The organism is Clostridium sartagoforme, assembly GCF_004794105.1.
Lineage (GTDB): Bacteria > Bacillota > Clostridia > Clostridiales > Clostridiaceae > Clostridium > Clostridium sartagoforme_B.
Genome location: NZ_SRYR01000001.1, coordinates 987,830 through 1,012,039, shown reverse-complemented (window position 1 = coordinate 1,012,039; position 24,210 = coordinate 987,830). Strand labels below are relative to the sequence as shown.

The following is a 24,210-nucleotide window of genomic DNA, read 5'->3' as shown; positions in this document are numbered from 1 at the left end:
ACTAAAGTATCCCCACTATAATTATCTATTTGAAAAGTAATTTTTAAAATTAATATTTTGTGATGAATCATTTTCGAACCATACATTAGGTTGTTGAATTAGAATTAAAAATGAAAGCTTATGTCACTTCATTATAGTAATAACATAAGCTTTCATTTTTAATTTTATTCTTCTATATTCCCCTTATAAAGATGCTTTTCTACAATACTAATCTTAAAGTTCTTTTCATGCATCTTTATTATGCTTTCTTCTCTATCTGAAACTATTGAAAATACATCTCCTGTTTCTCCTGCTCTTCCAACTCTTCCTGCTCTATGTAAATAGTCTTTAGGATCTTCAGGTATATCTAGGTTAATAACATGAGTTACGCCCTTTATATCTAATCCTCTAGCAGCAACATCTGAAGCAATTAAAACTTGGATTTTTCCTTTTCTAAAGTCTTCTAGAGCCTTTTTTCTTTCTTCCATTTTATTATTACCAGCAATAGTAGCTATTTTTATCTTACTTGCTGATAAGTTTTCAATTGCTGTATTTGTAGTATAACTATCATTATTAAATACTAAGATTTTTTCCGCCTTTGTTGCATTTATAAGCTTTCTTAAAGTTTCAATTTTCTTTCTAGCATCAGTTTTTATATAATTATGGCTTATATTTTCATTAACTTTATTATTTTTAACTGATATAACTTTTACATCTTCTTTTAATGTCTTAGCAATATCTAAAGTTTTACCTGTTAATGTAGCTGAAAACATCATAACTTGAGTTTGCTTTTGAGTACATTTTATTATGTCCTTTACAGCAGGTAGATTGTTTTTATCTAAAAGCTTATCAACTTCATCAATTATAATAGTTTTTATAGTATGGGCTGTTACCTTCTTTTTACGTATTAATTCTAATATTCTTCCAGCAGAACCAACTATAATATGAGGTTTTGCTTTTAAGCTATCTATTTGTCTTTTAATATTAGCACTACCTATTAAAGATGTAGATGTAATATCTAAAGCTGATGCTTTTTTTAATTCATTAATTGTATTATTTATTTGAATAGCTAACTCATGAGTTGGAGCTAATATTATGCATTGCATTTCTTTTTTACTTACGTCTATTTTTTCTATTGTTGGTAAAAGGTAAGCTAAAGTTTTCCCAGTACCTGTTTCAGATTGACCAATTATATTTTCTCCATTAAGAGCTGCAGGAATAACTACCTTTTGTATTTCAGTAGGCTCGTTTATTCCCATGGTTTTCAATCCATTTATAGTCTTTTCATTTATATTAAGATTTTCAAAATTCATTTGTTATTTACCTCTTTCCTTCAACTAGTAACTATTAAACTTTAACAGCACTTTAGATAATTGTCAAAATATATCTTATTAATATTATGTCTTCTATTTATAAAAATAGATGCATTAGATTATTAAATCCAATGCATCCCATTAAAAACTATATTTATAGTTATATTAATTATTATTAGACTTATTTTAAAAATTAGATTTCTGTATATTCAATACTATCTGTAAAATTTAATATTTTACATAATATTTAAATAATTCAATTTATGAATTATCATATATATGTTTCAATAAATAATCTATATTTTAAGTGCCTGTATTATTTTGAGTGAAAAATAGTTTTAAAGTATAAATTACATTAATTGAAAGCATATATATTTTGTTATTTTTATATAAGTTGATTCTGTATTTACTTAACTGAACGTTTTATCTGAACTAATTTAATAAAACATAAAAACTTTATACAACTTATATAAGTATTCTTCAACTTACCATATTGTACTTTTGTAACCTTGCTACGCAATTTATTTCTAAGTATTAGTATTGTATTACATTAACTATTAATACTGATATCATCACTTGAAAACCTTACTACTAAGAATTGATATATAAGGATTGCTATACTTATTTGATTTGTTATATCTATTTATATTGACCTGCTTTTAGTTTTGCTTAATTATATCCTGTTAAATTAACTTCTTAGACTTGCACACTATTGATTTTGCTTCGTTATCTTTTATTAAATACACTTCTTCACTTGTCCTACTTTGCATTCTACTTCATCACTTTTAACTAAATTCACTTCTAAAGCTTATACGCCTTTAATTTTACTTCATGATCTTTTACTAACTCTACCTCTTAGCCTGTCCTACCCTAGATTTCACTTCATAATATTTTGTTAAATTTACTTCTAAAGCTTATTCTATTTTTTATTCTACTTTATAGTTTTTACTTGTCATCTTTTACCAAACTACTTTTTAGCCTGTCCAACTTTAGATTCCACTTCATCAGATTTTACTAAATCCATGTCTTCAGCTTGGCCTAATTTTGATTTCGCTACTTTAGCTTTATCTTTTACTTTAGGCTTCTCGCTTTTTTCTTCTTTCATTAATGGAAGATTATATTTTGCTCTAATTTTGTTTTCTATTTCAATAGCAATTTCTTGATTTTCTTTTAAGTATATTTTTGCATTTTCTCTTCCTTGCCCTAATCTTATATCATTATAAGAAAACCATGAACCACTTTTTGCGATTATATCTTCATTAACAGCTATATCTACTATATTACCTGTTCTTGATATTCCTTCATTATACATAATATCAAATTCTGCTATTTTAAATGGTGGAGCTACCTTATTTTTAGTTACTTTTATTCTTGCCCTGCTTCCTAAAATCTCTTCTCCTACCTTTATTCTATCTATCCTTCTTATGTCTAATCTCACTGAAGAATAGAATTTTAGAGCTCGTCCACCAGTTGTTGTTTCTGGACTTCCAAACATTACTCCTATTTTTTCTCTTAATTGGTTTATAAATATTACAACACATTTAGATCTACTTATAGAAGCTGTAAGTTTTCTTAGAGCTTGTGACATTAATCTTGCTTGAAGACCTATATGAGAATCTCCCATATCTCCTTCTATTTCAGCCCTTGGTACTAATGCTGCTACAGAGTCTACTACTAGAACATCTAACGCATTAGATCTTACTAATGCCTCTGTTATTTCTAGTGCCTGTTCTCCATTATCAGGTTGGCTGACTATTAACTCATCTACCTTTACTCCTAAGTTTTTTGCATAGTTAGGATCTAAGGCATGTTCTGCATCTATAAAGGCTGCTGACCCACCTAACTTTTGAGCCTCAGCTATTATATGTAGTGCAATAGTTGTTTTACCTGAACTTTCTGGTCCATATATTTCTATTATTCTACCTCTTGGAACTCCTCCCAAACCTAAAGCTATATCTAGTGATAAACATCCCGTAGATATAGCTTCAATATCCATTGTGGTATTTGCTCCAAGTTTCATAACTGAGCCTTTTCCATATTGCTTCTCTATTTGCATCATTACTGAATCTATTGCAATTAGCTTTTCTTTATCAATACCCAAAAATTTCACCTCTAATTATTTATATATATATTTACTTTTTCTTCTATATCTTCTAAAGAAACATTTAATAGAAAAGCAAGTTCTGCAAATAGACTATTTTCAATATTTGATAAAAGTCTTTTATCTTTTTCGTGGAACTTCTTACCACTTGCTTCTAGTTTACTTCTTTCTTTAATAAGAGTATTAGCTATTTTAGCGATTTCTTTTCTATTTCCTTTTTTTACAATATCGCTATATACTTCTCCTCTTTCTTTATCTACATCTATCCAATCGCATCCATCATATTTAAATGATTCTAATATTTCACCAGCTTCTTCTTGTGATAAAAGTTCAAGCATTGATGCATTACCATTCTCTACAGGAATACTTATACTTAGTTTTTTATCCCCCATAGGGTGCAATATATAATAGTCTTTTTTCACATATGAAAAAGTCTTTTCACATATATCGTCTATCTTACATATTCCATGTGATGAATATAAAATTAAATCCCCTTTTTTAAACATTAAATTTACCTCCTAAATATTATTAATAATATCAACAATATATTTTTTATTTTAGATAATTCTGAAATCTTTAGTATATATAAAATTACCTAAGTAAACGTTTACTTAGGCACTTATAAAAAAATCTCATGCAAATAAACAATATTTTTGTTTTTATCTATAATACTATTGTACCACAAAACAAATAATATATGTAAGAAATCTTCTAAATTAAATTTTCTTACATATATTAATATTTATTTCTATAAATAATCTACATTCAAAGGATTTATTTTACTTTAAGCAAAAAATAGTTTTTAAAGTAAATTTCATTAATTAAAAGCTTCTATCTTTTAACTTTCTTTATAAGTCACTATACTTATTTATAGTATCTGAAACTTTTCTATTATGTATTCTATTTATAACATCCATATTCATAGTATCTGATGCCTTTTTAAAACATGGTATATGTTCTATATCAGAATTAAATATAAGTTTAAATATAAACATATGTATTTCTTTTAATTCCTCACTATTTAAATACTTACATTCTTCAATTATTGATGTTGTTAACTTTTGAATATATTTTGATATTTTCTCTCTATGCTCTAAAAGTTCTTCCTCTGTATATTTAGTTTTCCTATCTTCTCTAACTTTCTCACACTTTAACATCTTCTCATGGAAATGAAAAGTTCCCATAAACTTATCCTTAATATCTTCTAGTACTTTTTCCTCCCCACTTATTTCTACCATCTTTTTTAAAGCTGGCAGATTATTCATATAAGGATAAAATACATCTTTAACATGATTTTCATGTAATTTTACTATATCCTCATGGCTTAAGTTCTCTGTATATTTATGAGCCTTTTCAAAAAGCCTTTTCATTTTCTCTTCAATATTTTTCTTTATTTCATTAATATAATCTTCTCTTTTGATATTAGACATAAAAAAATCCCCCACTTTTTACGATTATATTTACAATAATATACCATTAGTAAAAATTCTTCAAATACTATAAGTTATAAAAAGTTAAAAGTGGTGAAATCTACATCTCACCACTTTCTATTCATATAAATTATCTTCAATTATTTTATTTGCAAGAATACCTATATTAACTTCTCTAACATCCATATAAACATCTATAATTCTATCTACAAGAGTAACCTCAACATACTCAACTTGCTTTCCATCTTCATCTTTGTAAGTTATTATATCATAAGTTATTATATCTTCTTTAAGTTGCTTCTTAGAAATCATCTAATTTTCCTCCTTAAGTCTATTCAATTTATTTTAGCAAAAACTTCAGATTATGTCTATTTATCTCTTATTCTATATAAATTCTTTCCTAAAACTAAAATAGATAGAATGAACTGCCCCCTGTCTACTTAACAGAGAGCATATCATAATACCTATCTATTCTTAACTTTATTAACTAACTCCTCATAAACAGTAGATGGCAATATTCCCGCCTTACCATTTCCATAAAAAGCAACATCATCTATAGCAAGCCACCTACTTTTTTGTCCATATTTAAAATTCAAAATGCAATTTGCACCTAGTAACTTTGCTTTATTTGTCATATCACTTTTTACATCATTTAAGTTCTTTAATTGAGCTCCAATCTTAAAACTTAAGTCTGAACTAACTTCTCCTACAATATTTGCATTGGAGTTATTTCCTTCTATAAATACTATGTCATTATATACAGTAGTATAAGCCATTAATCTTCTTCCCTTTCCATAATTGCAATAAACTCCTGTCTACTTCCAGCAAATGAAGCAATATCTGCAGTAGCTGCAGCCTTTAACTCCCATCCCTGATCTGCATATGCATTTAATGCATCTTCTAATTTCTGAGGATCAAACTTTCCTGAAAACCACTTATCTTTTTGACTAAGAACCTTATATCTCTTCATCTTATCCCTCCACATATACTTGAATAATTTGTCTATTAATTATATTAAATTTATTTAAATATATTACTTCTACATCATAAAAAATAGCTATACTCTCCAATATAGACATATAAAATAAAAAAACTGATAAAACCCTTAAATGAGCTTTATCAGTTAATTCTGTAATTCTAAAAAATCACTTTTCTCTTATTAATTTTTTATTATTAATTATTTATTATAGACTATCTACTATAGTTCATTAACTTATTCTTTTACGTAATCTCTTAACTTAAAGCTTCCTAAGGTAAAGAAGGCTAAGGACATTAATACAATTACTATTATCGAAGCTACTATAGATTCACCATTTATTATTTTGCCAAGCCATGAAAATGGTGATATTACGCTTAAATATCCTATTGCCTTTGGTACATTAGAGAACTCATCTAAATTAGTTCCAAGAATTCCAACTGCAAAGGCTAATAAACCAAATATTACAACTGCTAAGCTTGCTAGAGTTTGGTTCTTAACCCATCTTGTTACCGTCATTATAATAGCCGTAGTTATTAAACTACATAAAGTTATAGCAAGAATGCCCAAACCTAAATTAAATCTCTCTATATTAAATATCATAATAGCTACAATTAAACTTATTGAGCTTATTATAGCTTGTATTATAAAGCTTGATATATATAATGAACCTAGTATTTGCCTATCTTTATTTCCTGTTGATATTACCCTTTTTAATACTTTTTGTGCTTTAAGCTTTAGTATATCTTCTGTTATTATAGTTGCACCTATCATCATAAAATAGCATATCATTATTACTGCCATATAGTAGTCATTACTATCTTTTTCATAATTTTCTACTATTACTGAGTCTATAGAATTTGTACTTAAACCTGAGTTTATACTTTCTTCTAATAGGTTATTAACATAATTATTTATTATATCTTCAGCTATTATTGAACCCATTCCTGTTTCTACTACATAGTTCTCAATTTTAGGTGTTTTACCTAAATCTATATTTTTATCAAAATCTTCATTTAATACATATACCATAGCTAATTTTTTATCTCTTAACTCGTTATAACTATCTTCTACAGTTCCTTCAAGATTTTCTATATCATACTTTTCTTCTAATTCTTGTATTAAATCTTTAGAATATTTTCCAGATGTATTATCTATTATTCCTATTTTTCCTAAGGATGAGCCTCCTGATCCAGTTCCAACAACTCCAAATAACACAACCATAGGGAAAAGAAATGTCATTAATAGCATTGCTGGATTTTTTATTGTCCTTTTTATATTTATTATTGTAAGCCTTATTAAGCGCATTTTTTACCCCCCTTTGATAAAGCTATTTTTCTTGATATAACTATTTTTATAGTTGCAAGTATTAATAATACTATTGGAATTAATAGAACTAAAGATAAATCACTAATATTACTACTTATACTTCCTTCTAAATTATATATATTAAGAAGCTTTGATATATAGTGAGTTGGTGCAAGTACCTTTAATGCATTTCCTTCACCTGTGAAAGCTTCCATTCCTATTATAGGTAAGGTAAATATTAATGCTCCTATTAACTTTCCATATTTCGCTCCAAAGAAGGTCAATACAGATTTGCTAATGCCTACTATCATTAGTGCTGATGCTAGTAATAATACTATTAGTGGTATTAAAGGTCCTGTAAAACTAATTCCTGCAATTCTAAAGAAGAAAATATACGCTCCTATAATTATAAGTGAGTAAATAAACGATACAAATGTATCATAATAGAAAAACTCAAGCTTACTAATTGGTGTTGAAATAATTCTCCTATCTACCTTCATACTAATATCTGTATAACTAGCTTGTATTTGAGAAAATATAAGCATGCTAATTACAAATCCAATCATTGAAGCAGCCATTACTTCATAACTACTTGATGTTTTACTTGTATTTATATTTGTAGTTTCAACAATAGTATTATTTGATATTTCTTCTAAAGCTTCATTAGATCCTCCTGCTATACTTACATAAAGATTTTTATGATACTTATCTAATATTATCTTTAAAGTATTTGTTGAATTATTAAAGCCATCTTCTAATTTATTTATTTTTATTTCATTTTTTTGTAAAGATATTAGACTTTCCTCATAACCTTTGGGAATAATTATTTCTAATACAGGCTTTTCATCATTTATCTCTACTAATTCCTTCATATCTTCACTTTTTAATAAATCAACTAAAGCTTTAGACATATTACTATTATCATTATCAATAATTTTTACTTTTACATCATTTAGTTTTAAAGGATTATCATGTAAGGTGTTTTGGAAAAACCCCATAAATCCAGCTAATAGTACTGGAAATAATACAAAATACAATATTGTTACTACTCCCGTTGAAACCATTCCTTTTAAAGTAGTCTTTGTAAAATACAGTAGCTTCATAAAATTCACCCCTAATCCCTTAATGTCTTTCCTGTTAATGCCAAGAATACATCTTCAAGCTTTGCTTCTTCATAACTTATTTTTTTAATATTTATCTTATTTTCTTCTAAAATTAATAAAACACTATTTAGCTTAAAGTTAGAATCTATAGTTAATATAATACTATCTTGATTTTCCTTAACATTTAGTATTCCACTTATCTTACTTATATTTAAGATTAATTCAGCAGTTATTCCACTAGCTTCTATAATAACCTTGTTATTTGGGAAAACAGATGATTTAATTTCTTCTTTACTTCCATAAGCTATTTCTCTTCCTAAATCAACAATAAATACTCTTTTACATAGCTCTTCAACTTCTTCCATGTAGTGAGATGTATAAATAACTGTTGTTCCCCATTCTTTGCAAATATTTTTAGTAAAGTTAAATATATGATTTCTTGATTGGGGATCTACACCAACTGTTGGTTCATCCATAATTAATACTTTTGGATGATGCATAATTGCTGCAGCTATATTTAATCTTCTTTTCATACCACCTGAAAACTTTTTAACTTTTTCCTTCTTCTTATCTACAAGGCCTGTAACTTCTAACGCTTCCTTAATTCTTTCTTTTAACTCTTTTCCTTTTAATCCATAAAAAGCTCCAAAGAATTCTAAATTATCATAGGCTGTAAGCTCTTCTAATAATGAAATATCTTGTGGAACATATCCTATACATTCTTTTGCTTTAATTGATTCTTTTAAAATATCATAACCACAAATTTTTACTGTCCCACTATCTGGCTCTAATAAACTTGTCATTATATTTATTAAAGTTGATTTCCCAGCACCATTAGGTCCTATAAAGCCAAATATTTCTCCTTTTTCAACTTCATAGCTAACATTGTCTAGTACTAACTTATCATTAAATCTTTTTGTTACATTTTTAATTTCTATTATACTCATAATAAAATTCCCCCTAAGCATATCTCTTAATTCTATAATAAGATAAGCCCTAGGGGGATACCACTACTTGAAGTCACTTCATAAATGACTTAAGTCACTATTCCATTTTTAAATGCAAAAATTGCAATTTGTGTTCTATCTCGTAAGTTTGATTTTGCTAATATATTAGTTATATTATTCTTGATAGTTCCTTCTGATAAGTATATCTTTTCAGAAATCTCTTTATTAGTTAATCCTTCAGCTATAAGCTTAATAATATTAAGCTCCTTTTTCGAAAAATTATACTTTTCTAATTCCTTAGTATTTAATCCTTCTTTTTCACTACTTAACATCTTATCTGCAACTTCTGGATGAACTACCATATTACCCATATAAGCTGCTTTTATCCCTTCATATATTACATGATGAGAGCTGTCTTTTAGCATATATCCAAAAGCCCCATAATTTAATGCTGACTTTATATATTCTTTATCATTAAAGGTAGTTAGAATTATTACCTTAATTTTAGTGAACTGTTCTTTTATAAGTCTTGTGCCCATTACCCCATCACAATCCTTCATTCTTATATCCATAAGAACTATATCTATATCTTGATTTTTGCATACCTCAAGTGCCTTATATCCATTTTCTGCAATTCCCACAACCTCAATATCATCAAAGGTAGATAACATAAGTTTTAAACCTTCTCTTATTAAATTTTCATCATCTACAATTAATATTTTAATTTTCTCCACTTATATCTCCCTTTCTCTAGGAACTACTAATTTAATAAAAAAGCCTTCCCCTAAGGCTGATTTTATATCTACTGTACCACCTATTTCATAGGCTCTTTCTTTAATATTCTTAAGTCCAAAACCACTTTCTGACAAGGAATCAGTTCCAATACCATTATCCTTAAAAGAAATTACAAAATCTTCTTCTGTAAAGTTCATAATTACTTTTACCTTAGTAGCTTTTCCGTGTTTTAATGAATTAGATAAAATTTCTTGAGTTATTCTATGTAGATGGGTATCTTGCTTTGGAGATAAAGCCCAGGTCCCCTTAGATATAATTACATCTACATCTATTCCAGACATTTTTTTAAAATTCTTACATACTTCTTGAATTCTAATAACCCCTCTATATGTATTGTACTCTTCTGATTTAAGCTCTTTTACTGCCTTCTTAACATCTTGGAAGCTTTCATTTATGAAGTTTCTTAAATTCTTTAACATATCCTTTAGGATACTTCCTTCTTTATCGGCTAAGGCTTCCATTGCAGATAGCTGAATCATCGCTGTAGATAAAGCATGTCCAACACTATCATGTATTTCCCTTGATATCCTATTTCTTTCTTTTAAAACTGTTAGCTCTTCTATTGAAGATAAACATTCCTCTAAATTATTATTAGCCTCTCTTAGGTTTTCTTCTGATATTCTAAGCTTATCGTATAATCTTTGAGCTTCTTTTTTAGTATCATAAAGTCTTGAAATATAACTTAAAAGAATTGAAAAAATTATAATTACTATTAAATTTATAATTCCACTTTCTATACTCCCATTTAAATATGATGAAGTTGAAATAATTAGTATAACTACAGCTAAGATGATCTTTATCTTTATATCTTTTATTGAAAATACATCTATAGTAACGCCTATCAAATAAAAGAGAATATTTCCACCAAAATTTAAATAAGCAAAGACTATTGAAACTAATTCTATCACCATTGATAAAACAATAGACTTTTCTTTTTTAAAGAAAAATATCCTAAGGTTATTATTTATTATGAAGGCTAATAAAAATACAATACTAGCTATATTTGTGCTTTTACCTTTAATTAAAACATCAGCTATTAATATTATAATTGATAAATACCTTATTAATAAAAGTTCATTACTTTTTCTCATAATTTTCTCCAGACTCTAATTCTTCTTTTTATATACTAAATATATACCAAGACAAACTAATAATAAAGCAATTAGTATTTTTATATCAAAAATATTCTCCTTTAGTACTATTGCAGATAGTATTGTCCCAAAAACAGGAATTAAGAAGTTAAATACTGAAATTACTCCAACCTTATTATACTTAAGTAATTGTGACCATAAAGCAAATGCCACTGAAGATAATAAAGCCATATAAATTAATAAGGAAGTAGATGTAAAAGTGAAATTTCTAAGGCTTCCTTCTAATACATATCCTATTATCGTTAGAACTAAGCCACCAATTGATAGTTGATATGCTGTTAAAAGATAGGCATCTTTATTTTGACTGATTTTCTTACTGTAAATTGATGAAATGGAAAGCATAAAGGCAGCAAGCATTATAAAGCCTTCTCCCCTAAAACTTATTCCTCCTTCTAAAACTGAAGAGGTTCCAAGATTCACAATTATAACTCCTAAAAAACCAACTACACAACCTATAACTTTATTAAAATTAAGTCTGTCATTTTTATAAATAAAGTGAGCTAGAATAATGCTAAAAAATGTTCCTGTTCCATTTATAATAGATCCTCTTACTCCAGTAGTATAAGTCATTCCTAAATAAAAGAATATATATTGTAAGGTAGTTTGTCCAAGACCTAATATTGTTATTTCCTTTATATCTTTTAATTTTAAATTGAAAATACTTTCCTTCATAGCTAGTTTTATAATTAATATAAAAACTCCAGCTAGGAAAAACCTATATCCTGCAAAAATAAGCTTTGTACCAACATCATTGCTTGCTATATCAAATAATTCATATCCAACCTTAATTGCTGGGAATGCGCTTCCCCATAAAAATGTACATATTATTGCAATTACTATTATATTTATTCTATTAGTAAAAAATTTTGTTTTATCCAAATTTCTTCATCCTTTCAGTTAATATTATTTATATAAAGCTTATTTTAATTATTTTCACAAAATTAATTATACACTGAAATTTAGTAAAAAAAGTGCTATATTTTTAATTAAATTTACTTATTTCATTTATCCTATTAAAATTCTAATAAGAATCTGTTTAACTATAAAATAAAAAAGCCTGTTTATAAAAGATAACAGACTTTTTTTGCTTCATATTCTATTACTATTTTTCACTCTGCTTTTATGTTCCTAATTAGGAAAGCACTTCTTTGTTTTATTTGCAGTTTTCACCAAACTAAGCATTATTGGTACCTCAACTAAAACTCCTACAACTGTTGCAAGTGCTGCTCCAGATTGTAATCCAAAAAGAGAAATAGCTACTGCAACTTTATACCTGAATTAATGAAGATAGATGATATCTATACTCTTAATGCAGAAATAGCAAGCATAGGCTTGCCAATAATTTTTTTCTAATTTAAAGTACTATTTAATTTCAAAATACAGCTATTATAATCTCCTTGCAGCCTAATATCTAATCCATACTTCATTAGATATCCGCCTGTCTTTTCTATTGCTTCGTCTAAATATTCTACTTTGTATTTCTTATTTTCTTCTAAGCCTCTTAGTTTAAATCTAGCACCTATATGCCCTATTTTGCTTTGTGGTAAGAATATAAATACTACACCTTCATTGTCTTTTAAGTATTGATATATATAGTAGTCATTTGATGAAGTATTTTCAATTCTATAAAAATCACCATCTTGAATTATATGACGAATTGATTTATATTCACTTATTAAATCCTTAGCTATTTCAGCTTCTTCTTTTGTGTACTTTAATATATTACTACCTATACCTAAAGTCCCCATCATTGCGGAGTGAAATCTAAACCTTAATGGTATTTCTCTTTTTGATAAAAAGTTTGGGCAATCTGTAACCCAAGCTCTCATTGCTTTAATAGGGTAAATATATGAATAACTATCTTGTATTTTTAATCTATCATAGGCATCAGTATTATCACTAGTCCAGAAATCATCAAATACTTCTAAGCTTCCATAATCTATTCTTCCTCCACCTGATGCACAAGCTTCAAAGTATACTTTCTTATACTTATCTTTTAGTTTTCTAACTATATCATAAAGATTTTTAATATGTCTAAACCATATATCCTTTTTTACATCACTTTGAGCTATTGGCCTATTTGCATCCCATTTTATATAATCAATATCATAAGTTGATAGCATCTTATCTAATGTATTATATACAAAGTCTTTAACTTCATCTTTACTTAAATTAAGAACATATTGACCTCTTGATGTGTCAGATTCTCTTGTTTTAAAATTATATATCCAATCTGGATTGTCCTTATAAAGTTTTGACCTTGGATTAACCATCTCTGGTTCAAACCATATTCCAAACTTCATTCCCATAGACTTAACTTCATCTATTAACTGATTTAGACCTTTAGGAAACTTATTCTCATTTACATACCAATCTCCTAACCCATTATCTATTCCATCTCTTTCTCCAAACCATCCATCATCAACTACAAAAAGTTCTGCTCCTAACTCTTTAGCTTTTTTAGCTAATTTAATTTGCTCTTCTGCATTAACTTTAAACTCTGTAGCTTCCCATGAATTATATAAAATATCCCTTAATCCATCTCTCATCAATTCATTTTTTCCGTAATTATGAAGATTATGAGACATTTTTTCAAAGCCTTCATTTGTATATCCTGCTATTATAGCTGGAGTCTTAAATTCTTCTCCTGGTTTAAGCTCTAAAGTAAAGTCATGGGGGTTTATTCCTAACTGAACTAAGGTTTCTCCATATGGAGTTTGCTCAACTATTCCACTAAAGTTACCACTTAGTTTTAATGCTCCGAAAAATACTTCTCCACAAGTTTCCTTTGCATCCTTGTCCAATATAAAATAAGGATTATGATTATGAGTAGATATACCTCTTCTATTTTCTATATATATCTTTCCATAACCAACTTTTTGAGTAAACATTTGTTGCTCTGCTCCCCAATGACCATGAACATTTCTAAAGTTTAAATTTTCATAAGGTATATGGAATTGTCCACTATATATTTTTTCAACTTCTATGATGTCACTTGTATTATTTTTTAAAGTTACATATCTCTCTATCAAATCATACTTTTCATGAATTTTATAATGTAGATTTATTTCTAAATCATAGTATTCATCTCTTAATTTAATTAAAAGAGAATTATCAGTAGAAGTATACTTAAGGTACTTATATTTTAAGTCTCTAGTGCCATCACTAAAATTAATCTTTAAACAATGCTCTTTATATCTTAATCCTCCATAGACAGGATATTCCTCAGGAGTTATTTCATAAACAGGATCATTAGATGAAACTTCTTCTAATTTAATAATATTAAAATCCTCTATATCACTTATATTTTTTCCCCAGTATAAATTTCTTATAAGGCCTTCATCATCTATTCCTAAAACATAAGATACATTTAACGTATTTATAGAAAAGATATTCTTCTCTTTATTTATTAAAATGCTCATAAGTTCTCTCTCCCTAAAATCTTATTTCTTTAATTGTTTAGGTAACAAAATAATTATTTCTGTTCCTTTTCCTAATTCGCTCTTTATCTCTATCCCATAATCATTTCCATAAATCAACTTTATTCTATCATTTACATTTTTTATACCTATTCCGCTTAATCCCTTGCTACTGGCCTTTTTAACAATCTTTAGGGCTTCTAGCTTCTGGCTTTCAATTCCTACTCCATTATCTACGATTCTTACATTAATATTATCCTTCTCTTCTCTTATTAATATCTCTATTCTACCATCCTCTCTGGAAGGGAACCCATGGAAGAAAGAGTTTTCAATAAATGGTTGAAGAAGCAATTTAGGAACTAAGTAATCATAACAATTTGGCATTATAAAATACTGCACATCTATTCTATCTCCATACCTAGTGTTATTAATTAATACATAATGTTTAAGATTATCTATCTCTTCTTTAATAGTTATAAATTCATCTGTTTTACTAATTGTGTTTCTAAGTAATAATATAAATGAGTCAAGAACCTCAATGCTTCTATCTTTATCACCTTGCCAGATTAAAAGCTTTATACTTGATAAAGTATTAAATACATAGTGAGGGTTTATTTGCATCTGCAGGGCATATATCTCTGCCTTTCTTTTTTCTTTTTGAATTTTTACTAATTCCTTGATATAACTATTTATATCATTAATCATTAAATTATAAGTAGTTACTAATTCCTCTATTTCACTTATTCCACTTACCTCACTTATCTGAATATTTTCATCAAACTTATTAGATCTAAGAGTAGACATCTTTTCTATAAGCATATATAAAGGTCTTGTAACTTGCTTAACTATAAGGAATATTATTATTAATGTTATTAAGGTTATAATAAAGCATATAAATATTATTTTTTTCATATCATATATTTCTTTTATTGCTTTATTTATAGCAATAACTCCACTTAGTGCCAAGTTACTATCTGGTAATCTTTGTGTGAAATTTATATTCCCATTATTCTTATAAATTGTGCTTAGCTCATTATTTATAACTAGATTCTCTATATCCTCTTCAAACTCTTCAATATAAGTACCTAAGTTAACGTTATTGTTAGATGATATAACTATATTACTTTTATTTAAGATATAAACACTATTTAAATCTGGAGAAAAGTAATCATAGTTTTTTTCAAATTCCTTTTCCTTTATTATTAAATATAAAATTCCATAAGGCTCTCCATCATCAGAAGTAAGTGCTTTTGTTATTATTACTACAGGCTCATATTGTGTAGTTGAAGTAAATCCTTTGTTTAAATATTGATATAAAATAGTATCCTTTTCTTTCAATGACTTCTTAGATATCTCCATTTCGAGCAAATCTATAGGTTCTTTATATAATAAACCATCTTTAAGATATGTCTTACCATTTAGACCTGCAATAAGTAACTCATAGCTATAATTATTTTCTTTAAACAAAGAATCTATATGTGTATTCATATTATATATATTATTAAAGGACTCATTATAGCTTAGATTGTCCTCAGTAAAATAAAGTCTTACTGATCTATTAGAGTTTATTGAATTAATAGTTTCAACTGACTTTCTATGAAAATCATATAACTTTTCATAAACTCTCTCTATTATTTTCTGTTGAGAATCTATATAAGACTTTTCAAATATATCTCTAGATATGTTTATTATTACACCACTGATGGCAATAGATATACAAATTACTCCAACTACAACTGCACACATTATTTTAAAGAACAAACTATTTTTTCTTAATATATTACTTATCACTTTTATCCTCCATAAGTATCTTCAATCTACGGTAACTGCTTGGAGTGTATCCCGTAATCTTCTTAAATACCCTACAGAAATAACTATGGTCTGAATACCCTACCATACTACTAATTTCAGATACATAATGTTTATTATCCTTAAGTAATTCACAAGCCTTTTCAACTCGTATTTTATTTAGATATTCTGAAAAACCTTCCTTACAATGGTTACTAAAATATGAAGATAAATAGCTGTAATTAAAATTAAACTTCTGTGAAATAGCTCCTAAGTCTAAGTAAGTTGCATAGTTGCTATTTATATATTCTATTATATTTTTTATACTATCTTCTTCATTGAAATTATCTGATAGAATCATTTTTAGCTCTTTAAAAATATCTTCAGTCGCTTTAGTAAAATCTGTACTATATAAAACTTCTTCTATAATGTTAAAGTACTTATCCCTTAATTCATCTGTATTATTACGATACTCTTCAATACTAACAAGAATAATATAAATTAAATTCTTTATTAAACTTTTTAGCTTTTGCTCATTCATTTTAGTTAATATTGCATATTCTATATAATTCTCAATCTTAGTAATTGCTAATTCAAAATCTTTTATTTTTATTTCATTATAAAATTTATCAAAATCAAATTTTTTACTTTTCTCTTTAATAGAATTTTCTGTACATAATAAAGGTACATTTTTGTAATAAAATTTTTGTCCTACAAATGGAATAAATCTATCATTATATATATTTTTTATGTCTGATATATTATTAAATTTTTCAGTAATCACAAAAAATATATTGTCATTATTCCATATATCATTATTTATGAACTTTTCTATTCTATTAACTATATCCTTATCATCACTTAATTTGTAATTTATTGTATAAAACAAAATTCTATCATTTATTAATGACTTTATATTTATATACTCTTTGTTACATTGGAAAAACTCATCTAATTTTCCTATAGTGTCTTGAATCCACTCTTCATTTTTCCCATGTAAGCTTTTTATATCTATTCCTAATATTCTAAAGCAGCTATGATGAAAAAGATTTACAAACCTTTTCTCATTTAATACGTTTTCATAACCTAGAATATATTTTTCGATTAAGCTATGATAATATTCCTCATCATTTTTCATCAGCTTCATCCCTGGAATTCTATTTACAGCTTTTTTTAAAGTTAAAATCAAATTAGAGGGAGTCAGTGTAGGCTTTAAAACATAGTCCACTGCTCCGCTCAATAAAGTGTTTTTTACGTACTCAAATTTATCATAGCTACTAAGAATAACAATCTGTATTTCTGGATACTTTTTCTGTACTATTTTCGAAAAATCAACTCCGTCCAATATAGGCATTACTATATCAGATATAATAATATTGGGTTTAACTTCCTCAATTATATCTAATGCTTCTTTCCCATTTGTTGATTCTCCAACTATTGTAAAGCCTTCACTCTCCCAATTTATCATGTGCTTAATTCCTTGACGCATAATAAATTCATCTTCTACAATTAATACCTTACAGTACTTTCCCATACTATCCACCCTTTACAGATTGTTATTATAATCTATGCTTTTTTAATGAAACTCACTGCCACATATATTTGTCGGTGTAACTCCCATAAGCCAAATCAGATACTTTTGGTCTTAGTTATAGTAAAACTTAAATCAATATCTTTATTAGATGGTATTAAATATTGATCATGAACTGGAGCTCCCCAGCTATCATCTCCACCTATGCCCATCTGTTTTGCTATTATACGTACCCATGTATAATTAACATTAGGTAATTCATCAATATGCATTGCATTTTCAATTTCATATGCACTATATGGTAATACACTTAATTCAAATGGTTTATCATTATAACTAAAACATAAACCTTCCCCATTACTATCAGTTACCTCAGCCCATCTAACTCCTGTTCTATTTCCACACTCTTGAGGAATTAGATATTTTGACATATTATCACTTGCTGTACTATCAAATACATCAAGTCTAGCACCTTCATTACGATCTATATAATTTTCCTCTGGGCCTAATCCATAATACTTAAATATATTTAGCTCCTTCTTTAGCTTAAATTCCATACCATATAAAGGAATTTCAGCCATACCTTCAACACCAGTATATTTTAATCTTATATTTATTGAACCATCAGATTTAACAGTATATATAACTTTATTTGTTGTTTGAACTGTTGTTGGCATTACAAAAGTATACTCCAATGTTACTTTATCTTTTTTCTCATCTAACTTAAAATCAACTGCTCTTTGATGTAATCCAGCAATTTGCCATTGTGCACATCTAAAGTTATGTCCATTACCCCTATCATTATCTGTAGTTGCCCTAAAGAAAGATGTCCTAGGTGCTCTTGTAATATACTCTTTATCATGGTAACGAAGCGATATTAGTCCTGCCTCTTGCTTAGAAAACATTACACTAAAGTCTTTCCCCTTAACTCCAATATTAACATCACCATGTACTACTTCAAATTTATCTTCACAATTCTTACTATCTAATTCTTCTAACTTATTAATTATAGTTTGTCCAAATGCTACTTCATGCCCTCTTTCTGCCCATAAAGTATCTTCTCTTAATTTCATAGATACATTATAAGTAAATTCTCCATTTTTTTCAAGTTCTGGGCATTCTACTGTTACAAACTTTTCATCCCCTGCTTCAACACTTTCTAAGATTGTTTTTTCAAAAATTCTATTACCTTCATGCTTTATATAGAATACAAACTCATATTCAGAAGTTCCAGTAAATAAGTTAGTATTCCTTATATTAAATCCTTTATTGTCTGGTGTTAATTTTACATTTGAAAATAAATGCTTTACCTCTTGAACTTTAGGTGATATAGTTCTATCTGCATAAATTATTCCATCTGTGCAGAAACAATAGTCAGTTGCTCTATCATCAAAGTCTCCACCATAAACTAATTTCTTTACTCCATTTTCATCAGTAATTTCTATTGCCTGATCTATATAATCCCATATAAATCCACCTTGATACATATCATACTTATCTTCTAATTCAGTATATAAATTTAATCCCCCACAAGAGTTACCCATAGCATGCATATACTCACAGCTAATATATGGCTTTTTAGGATTATTATTTAAATATTCCTCTATATCTGATGGCTTTGCATACATCCTACTTTCCATATCACTTATCTCATCAAAGTCCCTATTCCAGAACACTCCTTCATAATGAACTAAACGACTATCATCTTTCTTATGGAAATACTTGGTCATCTCCAAAATATTTGTCTCTGCATAAGATTCATTACCACAAGACCAGATTAATATTGATGTATGGTTTTTATCTCTTTCAAACATCGATTCAGCTCTATCTAAAACAGCCTCTTTCCATTCTGGTATAGAACCTGGTACATTCCATGAAGGTTCACAATCTCCCATCTTCTGCCATGAACCATGACTTTCTAGATTAGCCTCATCTATTAAATATATACCGTACTCATCACATAAATCATACCACATTGAATTATTAGGATAGTGTGATGTTCTTACTGCGTTAATGTTATTTTGTTTCATGAATTTAATATCCCATAACATGTCTTCCTTTGTTATAACACGTCCTTTTTGACAATTAAATTCATGTCTATTTACACCTTTAAATACTATTCTCTTACCATTTAAGTGCATTATATTATTTTTCAGTTCAAATCTTTTAAATCCAACCTTCTGCTTAACTATTTCTAGTAAATTATTATTGGAATCAACTAATTCAATATATAAATTATATAAATAAGGTAATTCTGCGCTCCATGGATTTACTTTATCTAAAATAATCTCTTTACTTAAACTCTCTTCTGCCTTTACTTTATCTAAAGAGCATATTGAGTTTTCCTCTTTATCTTCTAAATATATATTTACAAAGCACTCTTTATTAAATTTAATATTTAAATCTAAGTTTAAGATTCCTTTAGTATAAGAATCATCTAATACAGCCTTTGCAAACATATTATCAACGTGACACTCTGGTACTGAATAAAGATAGACATCTCTAAATATACCTGAGAATCTCCAAAAATCTTGGTCCTCTAACCAGCTAGCACTACTTCTTTTATATACTTCTACAGCTAGCTTATTTTCTTCCTCCTTTAGATACTCAGTAATATCAAACTCTGATGGTGTAAATGAATCTTCACTGTATCCTACAAACTCTCCATTTAACCATACATAAAAAGCAGTTTCTACTCCTTGGAAAGAAATAAATGTCTTCTTATTTTTTAGTTCTTCTTTTATCGCAAAGTACTTAACATAGCTTCCTACAGGATTATAATTCTTTGATATGTGAGGTGGTCTAAGTTCGTCGTGACCATCCCAAGGATACATTGTATTTATATACTGACATTTATCATATCCCTGTAACTGAATATGTCCAGGTACCTCTATATAATCAAAACTACTACAGTCATAATCTTCTTTATAAAAATCTTTAATTCTAGTATCTTGATTTACTGCATATGAAAATCTCCATTTTCCATTTAAAGATTGTCTTAAAGGCATATCATATCCTAATTTAATATCCTCTTTATTTTCATAATATAAATGATCTGAATGTGCATCTATTCTATTTACTTTAAATACTTCTGGGTTATCTAACCATTCTATACTTGCTGTCTTTATCATTTCTATTCCCTCCTTTTTTAATAATCTCTCCACTTTAACCTTTTACTGATCCAGTCATCCCTGCTACAAAGTGCTTTTGCATTAAGAAGAATATTAATGCTGTTGGTAATGTTGCAATTACAACTGCCATCATAATCATACCGTAATCTGGAGTATATGATGAACCTAAGGCTGAAATTACTAAAGGTAATGTTCTCTTATCAGTTGACTGTAAGGATATTAACGGCCACATATAACTGTTCCAACTTGACATAAAGGTTACTATTATAGCTGCGGCGTAAGTAGACTTCATTGTTGGCATAAATATTCTAAAGAATATACTAACCTCACCTAATCCATCAATACGAGCAGCTTCAATTAAATCCTTTGGAAAGGTTTTAGTATTTTGCCTAAAGAAAAATATTAAAAATGCTGTTGCTACTGAAATCACAATTACTGCTCCATGAGTGTTTAATGATATACCTTTCAAAGCACCTACCGTACTAAACTTACTAAACATTCTAAATAAAGGTACTATTAATGCTGCAAAAGGAATCATCATTGATAAAAGAATAAAATTAAATATTCTATCTCTAGTTTTTGTCTTATAAACTTCAAATGCATATCCAGCAGCTGATGAAACAATCATAGCAAAAGTTGTAGTGGCAACAGATATAACTAATGAATTCTTAAATGCTGTAGCATACTTCAAATCAGAAGCTAAAAGTTTTTTCAAATTTTCAAAAAAATATCCTCCAGGTATCAATGTTCCATTAGTGATATCTACTGATTTATTAGTAATTGCTATAATCATCCAAATAAACGGGAATATTGATATAAATGATATTACACTTAATATTATATATTTAAAAGCACTTACCATTTTCATTTTATTATTCATTATTATCTCCTCCTGCCTTTAATTGAATAAACGATAATATTACTATAAGGAAAAGTATTACGTAAGAAACAGCTGCTGCATATCCAAAATTAGGTGAGTATTTAAACAATAAGTTATAGATATATTGAGATATAGTAACAGTTGCGTTAGCAGGCCCTCCCCCTGTTATATTTGTAACTTCATCAAATAACTGTAATGTTCCTATAGTAGAATTTATAGTTGTAAATAATATTATTGGTTTTAAAAGTGGAAGAGTAATAGTTTTAAACTTTACAAAAGCACTAGCTCCATCTATATCAGCTGCTTCGTATATAGAATCATCTATAGATTGCATACCAGCTAAATAGAACACCATATTATACCCTGTCCATCTCCAAGTTATTGCAATTATAATTAATACTTTTGCCCAAACAGGATGTGTTATCCAAGAAATTGGTTCAGAAATTAAGTTTATATTCATTAAAAATGCATTTATAAAACCATCTGTCGCAAATAAACTTTTAAATACTATTGAATAAGCTACTAATGATGTAACACAAGGTAAGAAAATTGCTGTCCTAAAAAATCCTCTAGCCTTTAATCTTTTATCATTTAACACTGCAGATATTGCAAGTGCAAGTATAATCATTATAGGAACTTGAATAATTAAGTATAATACCGTATTGAATAAAGCTTTTCTAAATGTTGAATCAGTTAATAATCTCTTATAATTATCTAATCCTACGAAACTTAAATTATTCCCCATTCCACCTTGTAATGAAGTTATAAAGGCTTGCACCATAGGATAAAATACAAATGTAACTATTAAAAATATACTCGGTATAACAAATAGCCACGCTGTTCTATTTAATTTATAATTTAATTTAGTACTTTTTCCATTACTCTTCATATATTCCTCCTTATATAAAGAACCATTTACTACTCTAGACCTTAGTAAATGGTTTCTTAGTTAAAACAGCTTATTATTGTGCTACAGCGGCCTCAATTTGTCCTTGGAAACTTTTTAATGTCTCATCTACATCAGCACCTTGAAGAATTGCTTGCAAAGCTTCTGTCATAATATCTTCAATTGCATAAGTGTGTAATCCATAGTTTACTGAAGGTACTTCTGATGTCCATTCTGCTAAATCCTTAAAGACTTCTTGTCCACCAAAATATTCATCACCTTTATTATAGTTTGAAGCACCTGCAGCTTCATTTAATGTACTTACTAAGTTTATTGACTCTACTAATTTATTCATTAAATCTGTATTTGAAGCAAAAGTTTTACCAACAAAGTCTACAGCTGCTTCTGTATTTCCAACATTTTTAAGTACATACCAACCAGCACCACCAATTGAAGATGCATTTACAGAACTTGAGTTGCTTTCCATCCTTGGGAATGAAGCTATTGCCCATTTACCACTTTGATCTTCAGCTTTCTTAATTGAAGGAGCAATCCAACATCCAGTTACAACACTAGCAACCTCACCGTTATTGAAAGCACCTACGAATTGATCCCATTCAGCAACTTGCTTTGTAATTCCTGCTTCAGTTAAATCTTTATATATTTTTATAGCATCTTTTAAAGCTTGATTATCAGCTATAGTAACCTCACCATCTTTTCCTGTATACCATGCACCTGAACTTTGTAACATCATTCTAATTTGGCCTATATCACTTGGATCTAAAGTACACATTGCAACTCCAGTCTTTTCTTTAACAGCTTTACCTATTTCAATATACTTTTCCCAAGTTAAATCTTGCATGTCCTCTTTTGTGTATCCAGCTTGCTCTATTAAATCAACTCTATAGAAAGTTGCTGCAACTCCACTATCAAAAGGAATACCATATAATTTACCGTCTACAACATTTACTCCTGTTTTATAATCAGCAAAATCACTTGCTTTTGCTACAGATGATAAATCTGCAAACTCATCTTGATATGCTTGAAGATATCCTTGTATTTTATAATCTTCTATTAAAACTACATTAGGAAGACCTTCATATGATCCTGAAGAAAGACTTGTATTAAGTTTTGCTACAATATCATCTTGTGACATTGTTACAACCTCAACTTCAACATCTGGATTATCCTTTGAATATATCTCCTTAGCTTGATTTGCTGCTACTATATTAAATGACTCATCCCAAGCCCATATTGTTATTTTGTCATTGCCTCCTGTAGTTGTATCACCTGAAGAAGCTCCATTATCTTTATTCCCACAAGCAGCTAATCCTAAAGTTAAAGTAGATGCCATTAAAATTGATAATAACTTTTTAAATCTCATTTTCATTCTCCCCTTTACTTACTTTGTAATGCTTTACAATTAATATTTTAACATATATATCCATGCCATCTTTAGCACTTTATTTTGT

The 24,210-nt window shown here is 27.9% G+C and carries 20 protein-coding genes and 1 pseudogene; all 21 read right to left on the bottom strand.

Annotated elements, in window-relative coordinates; translation table 11 throughout:
- Positions 1-164 precede the first annotated feature (164 nt).
- The 21 genes and pseudogenes from E5347_RS04570 to E5347_RS04470 all read right to left on the bottom strand — a co-directional run bounded on the left by E5347_RS04570 (position 165) and on the right by E5347_RS04470 (position 24,122).
- Positions 165-1,292, bottom strand: a complete 1,128-nt coding sequence (locus tag E5347_RS04570) for a DEAD/DEAH box helicase (RefSeq protein WP_136005066.1) — start codon at positions 1,290-1,292, stop codon at positions 165-167.
- Between the two features lie 967 nt (positions 1,293-2,259).
- Entirely contained in the window at positions 2,260-3,387 is a 1,128-nt protein-coding gene (gene recA, locus E5347_RS04565; RefSeq protein ID WP_136005854.1) for a recombinase RecA, read from the bottom strand.
- A gap of 17 nt (positions 3,388-3,404) precedes the next feature.
- Positions 3,405-3,899, bottom strand: a complete 495-nt coding sequence (locus tag E5347_RS04560) for a CarD family transcriptional regulator (protein ID WP_136005065.1) — start codon at positions 3,897-3,899, stop codon at positions 3,405-3,407.
- A 342-nt stretch (positions 3,900-4,241) separates the two neighbouring features.
- The gene (locus E5347_RS04555) at positions 4,242-4,823 is read right to left on the bottom strand and encodes a hypothetical protein (protein WP_136005063.1); all 582 of its coding nucleotides are present in this window, start codon (positions 4,821-4,823) and stop codon (positions 4,242-4,244) included.
- A gap of 117 nt (positions 4,824-4,940) precedes the next feature.
- The gene (locus E5347_RS04550) at positions 4,941-5,135 is read right to left on the bottom strand and encodes a hypothetical protein (protein WP_136005062.1); all 195 of its coding nucleotides are present in this window, start codon (positions 5,133-5,135) and stop codon (positions 4,941-4,943) included.
- 152 nt (positions 5,136-5,287) lie between these two features.
- On the bottom strand, positions 5,288-5,599 hold the full coding sequence (locus tag E5347_RS04545) for a hypothetical protein (protein ID WP_136005060.1): 312 nt from the start codon (positions 5,597-5,599) through the stop codon (positions 5,288-5,290).
- Positions 5,599-5,793, bottom strand: a complete 195-nt coding sequence (locus tag E5347_RS04540; protein WP_136005059.1) for a DUF4177 domain-containing protein — start codon at positions 5,791-5,793, stop codon at positions 5,599-5,601. The genes E5347_RS04545 and E5347_RS04540 overlap by 1 nt, the downstream gene beginning before the upstream one ends.
- Before the next feature lie 243 nt (positions 5,794-6,036).
- Positions 6,037-7,107 (bottom strand): ABC transporter permease, encoded by a 1,071-nt coding sequence (locus E5347_RS04535; RefSeq protein WP_136005057.1) that lies wholly within the window; start codon positions 7,105-7,107, stop codon positions 6,037-6,039.
- Entirely contained in the window at positions 7,098-8,210 is a 1,113-nt protein-coding gene (locus E5347_RS04530) for an ABC transporter permease (RefSeq protein ID WP_136005056.1), read from the bottom strand. The genes E5347_RS04535 and E5347_RS04530 overlap by 10 nt, the downstream gene beginning before the upstream one ends.
- Before the next feature lie 11 nt (positions 8,211-8,221).
- Positions 8,222-9,157: an ABC transporter ATP-binding protein gene (locus E5347_RS04525; RefSeq protein ID WP_136005055.1), complete on the bottom strand. Its 936-nt coding sequence runs from the start codon at positions 9,155-9,157 to the stop codon at positions 8,222-8,224.
- An 89-nt stretch (positions 9,158-9,246) separates the two neighbouring features.
- Complete coding sequence (locus E5347_RS04520) at positions 9,247-9,891, bottom strand: response regulator transcription factor (protein ID WP_136005053.1); 645 nt, start codon at positions 9,889-9,891, stop codon at positions 9,247-9,249.
- Positions 9,892-11,043: a sensor histidine kinase gene (locus E5347_RS04515; protein WP_136005051.1), complete on the bottom strand. Its 1,152-nt coding sequence runs from the start codon at positions 11,041-11,043 to the stop codon at positions 9,892-9,894. It abuts the gene before it with no gap.
- 15 nt (positions 11,044-11,058) lie between these two features.
- Positions 11,059-11,982 carry a DMT family transporter gene (locus tag E5347_RS04510; protein ID WP_136005049.1) on the bottom strand — a complete coding sequence of 308 codons (924 nt, stop codon included), beginning with the start codon at positions 11,980-11,982 and terminating at the stop codon, positions 11,059-11,061.
- Positions 11,983-12,231: 249 nt separating this feature from the next.
- Positions 12,232-12,381, bottom strand: a pseudogene (locus tag E5347_RS04505) (arsenical-resistance protein); the annotation flags it as partial.
- Between the two features lie 71 nt (positions 12,382-12,452).
- Positions 12,453-14,525, bottom strand: coding sequence for an alpha-galactosidase (locus E5347_RS04500; RefSeq protein ID WP_136005047.1), 2,073 nt, complete (start codon positions 14,523-14,525; stop codon positions 12,453-12,455).
- A gap of 21 nt (positions 14,526-14,546) precedes the next feature.
- Positions 14,547-16,313 carry a cache domain-containing sensor histidine kinase gene (locus E5347_RS04495; protein ID WP_136005046.1) on the bottom strand — a complete coding sequence of 589 codons (1,767 nt, stop codon included), beginning with the start codon at positions 16,311-16,313 and terminating at the stop codon, positions 14,547-14,549.
- Positions 16,303-17,844: a response regulator transcription factor gene (locus tag E5347_RS04490; protein WP_136005044.1), complete on the bottom strand. Its 1,542-nt coding sequence runs from the start codon at positions 17,842-17,844 to the stop codon at positions 16,303-16,305. The genes E5347_RS04495 and E5347_RS04490 overlap by 11 nt, the downstream gene beginning before the upstream one ends.
- Positions 17,845-17,939: 95 nt before the next feature.
- The gene (locus tag E5347_RS04485; RefSeq protein WP_136005043.1) at positions 17,940-20,972 is read right to left on the bottom strand and encodes a glycoside hydrolase family 2 TIM barrel-domain containing protein; all 3,033 of its coding nucleotides are present in this window, start codon (positions 20,970-20,972) and stop codon (positions 17,940-17,942) included.
- A gap of 34 nt (positions 20,973-21,006) precedes the next feature.
- On the bottom strand, positions 21,007-21,852 hold the full coding sequence (locus E5347_RS04480) for a carbohydrate ABC transporter permease (protein WP_136005041.1): 846 nt from the start codon (positions 21,850-21,852) through the stop codon (positions 21,007-21,009).
- The gene (locus tag E5347_RS04475) at positions 21,845-22,741 is read right to left on the bottom strand and encodes a carbohydrate ABC transporter permease (protein ID WP_136005040.1); all 897 of its coding nucleotides are present in this window, start codon (positions 22,739-22,741) and stop codon (positions 21,845-21,847) included. Before E5347_RS04475 ends, E5347_RS04480 begins: the two co-directional genes overlap by 8 nt.
- Positions 22,742-22,814: 73 nt before the next feature.
- Positions 22,815-24,122: an ABC transporter substrate-binding protein gene (locus E5347_RS04470; protein WP_136005038.1), complete on the bottom strand. Its 1,308-nt coding sequence runs from the start codon at positions 24,120-24,122 to the stop codon at positions 22,815-22,817.
- Between the last annotated feature and the right edge of the window lie 88 nt (positions 24,123-24,210).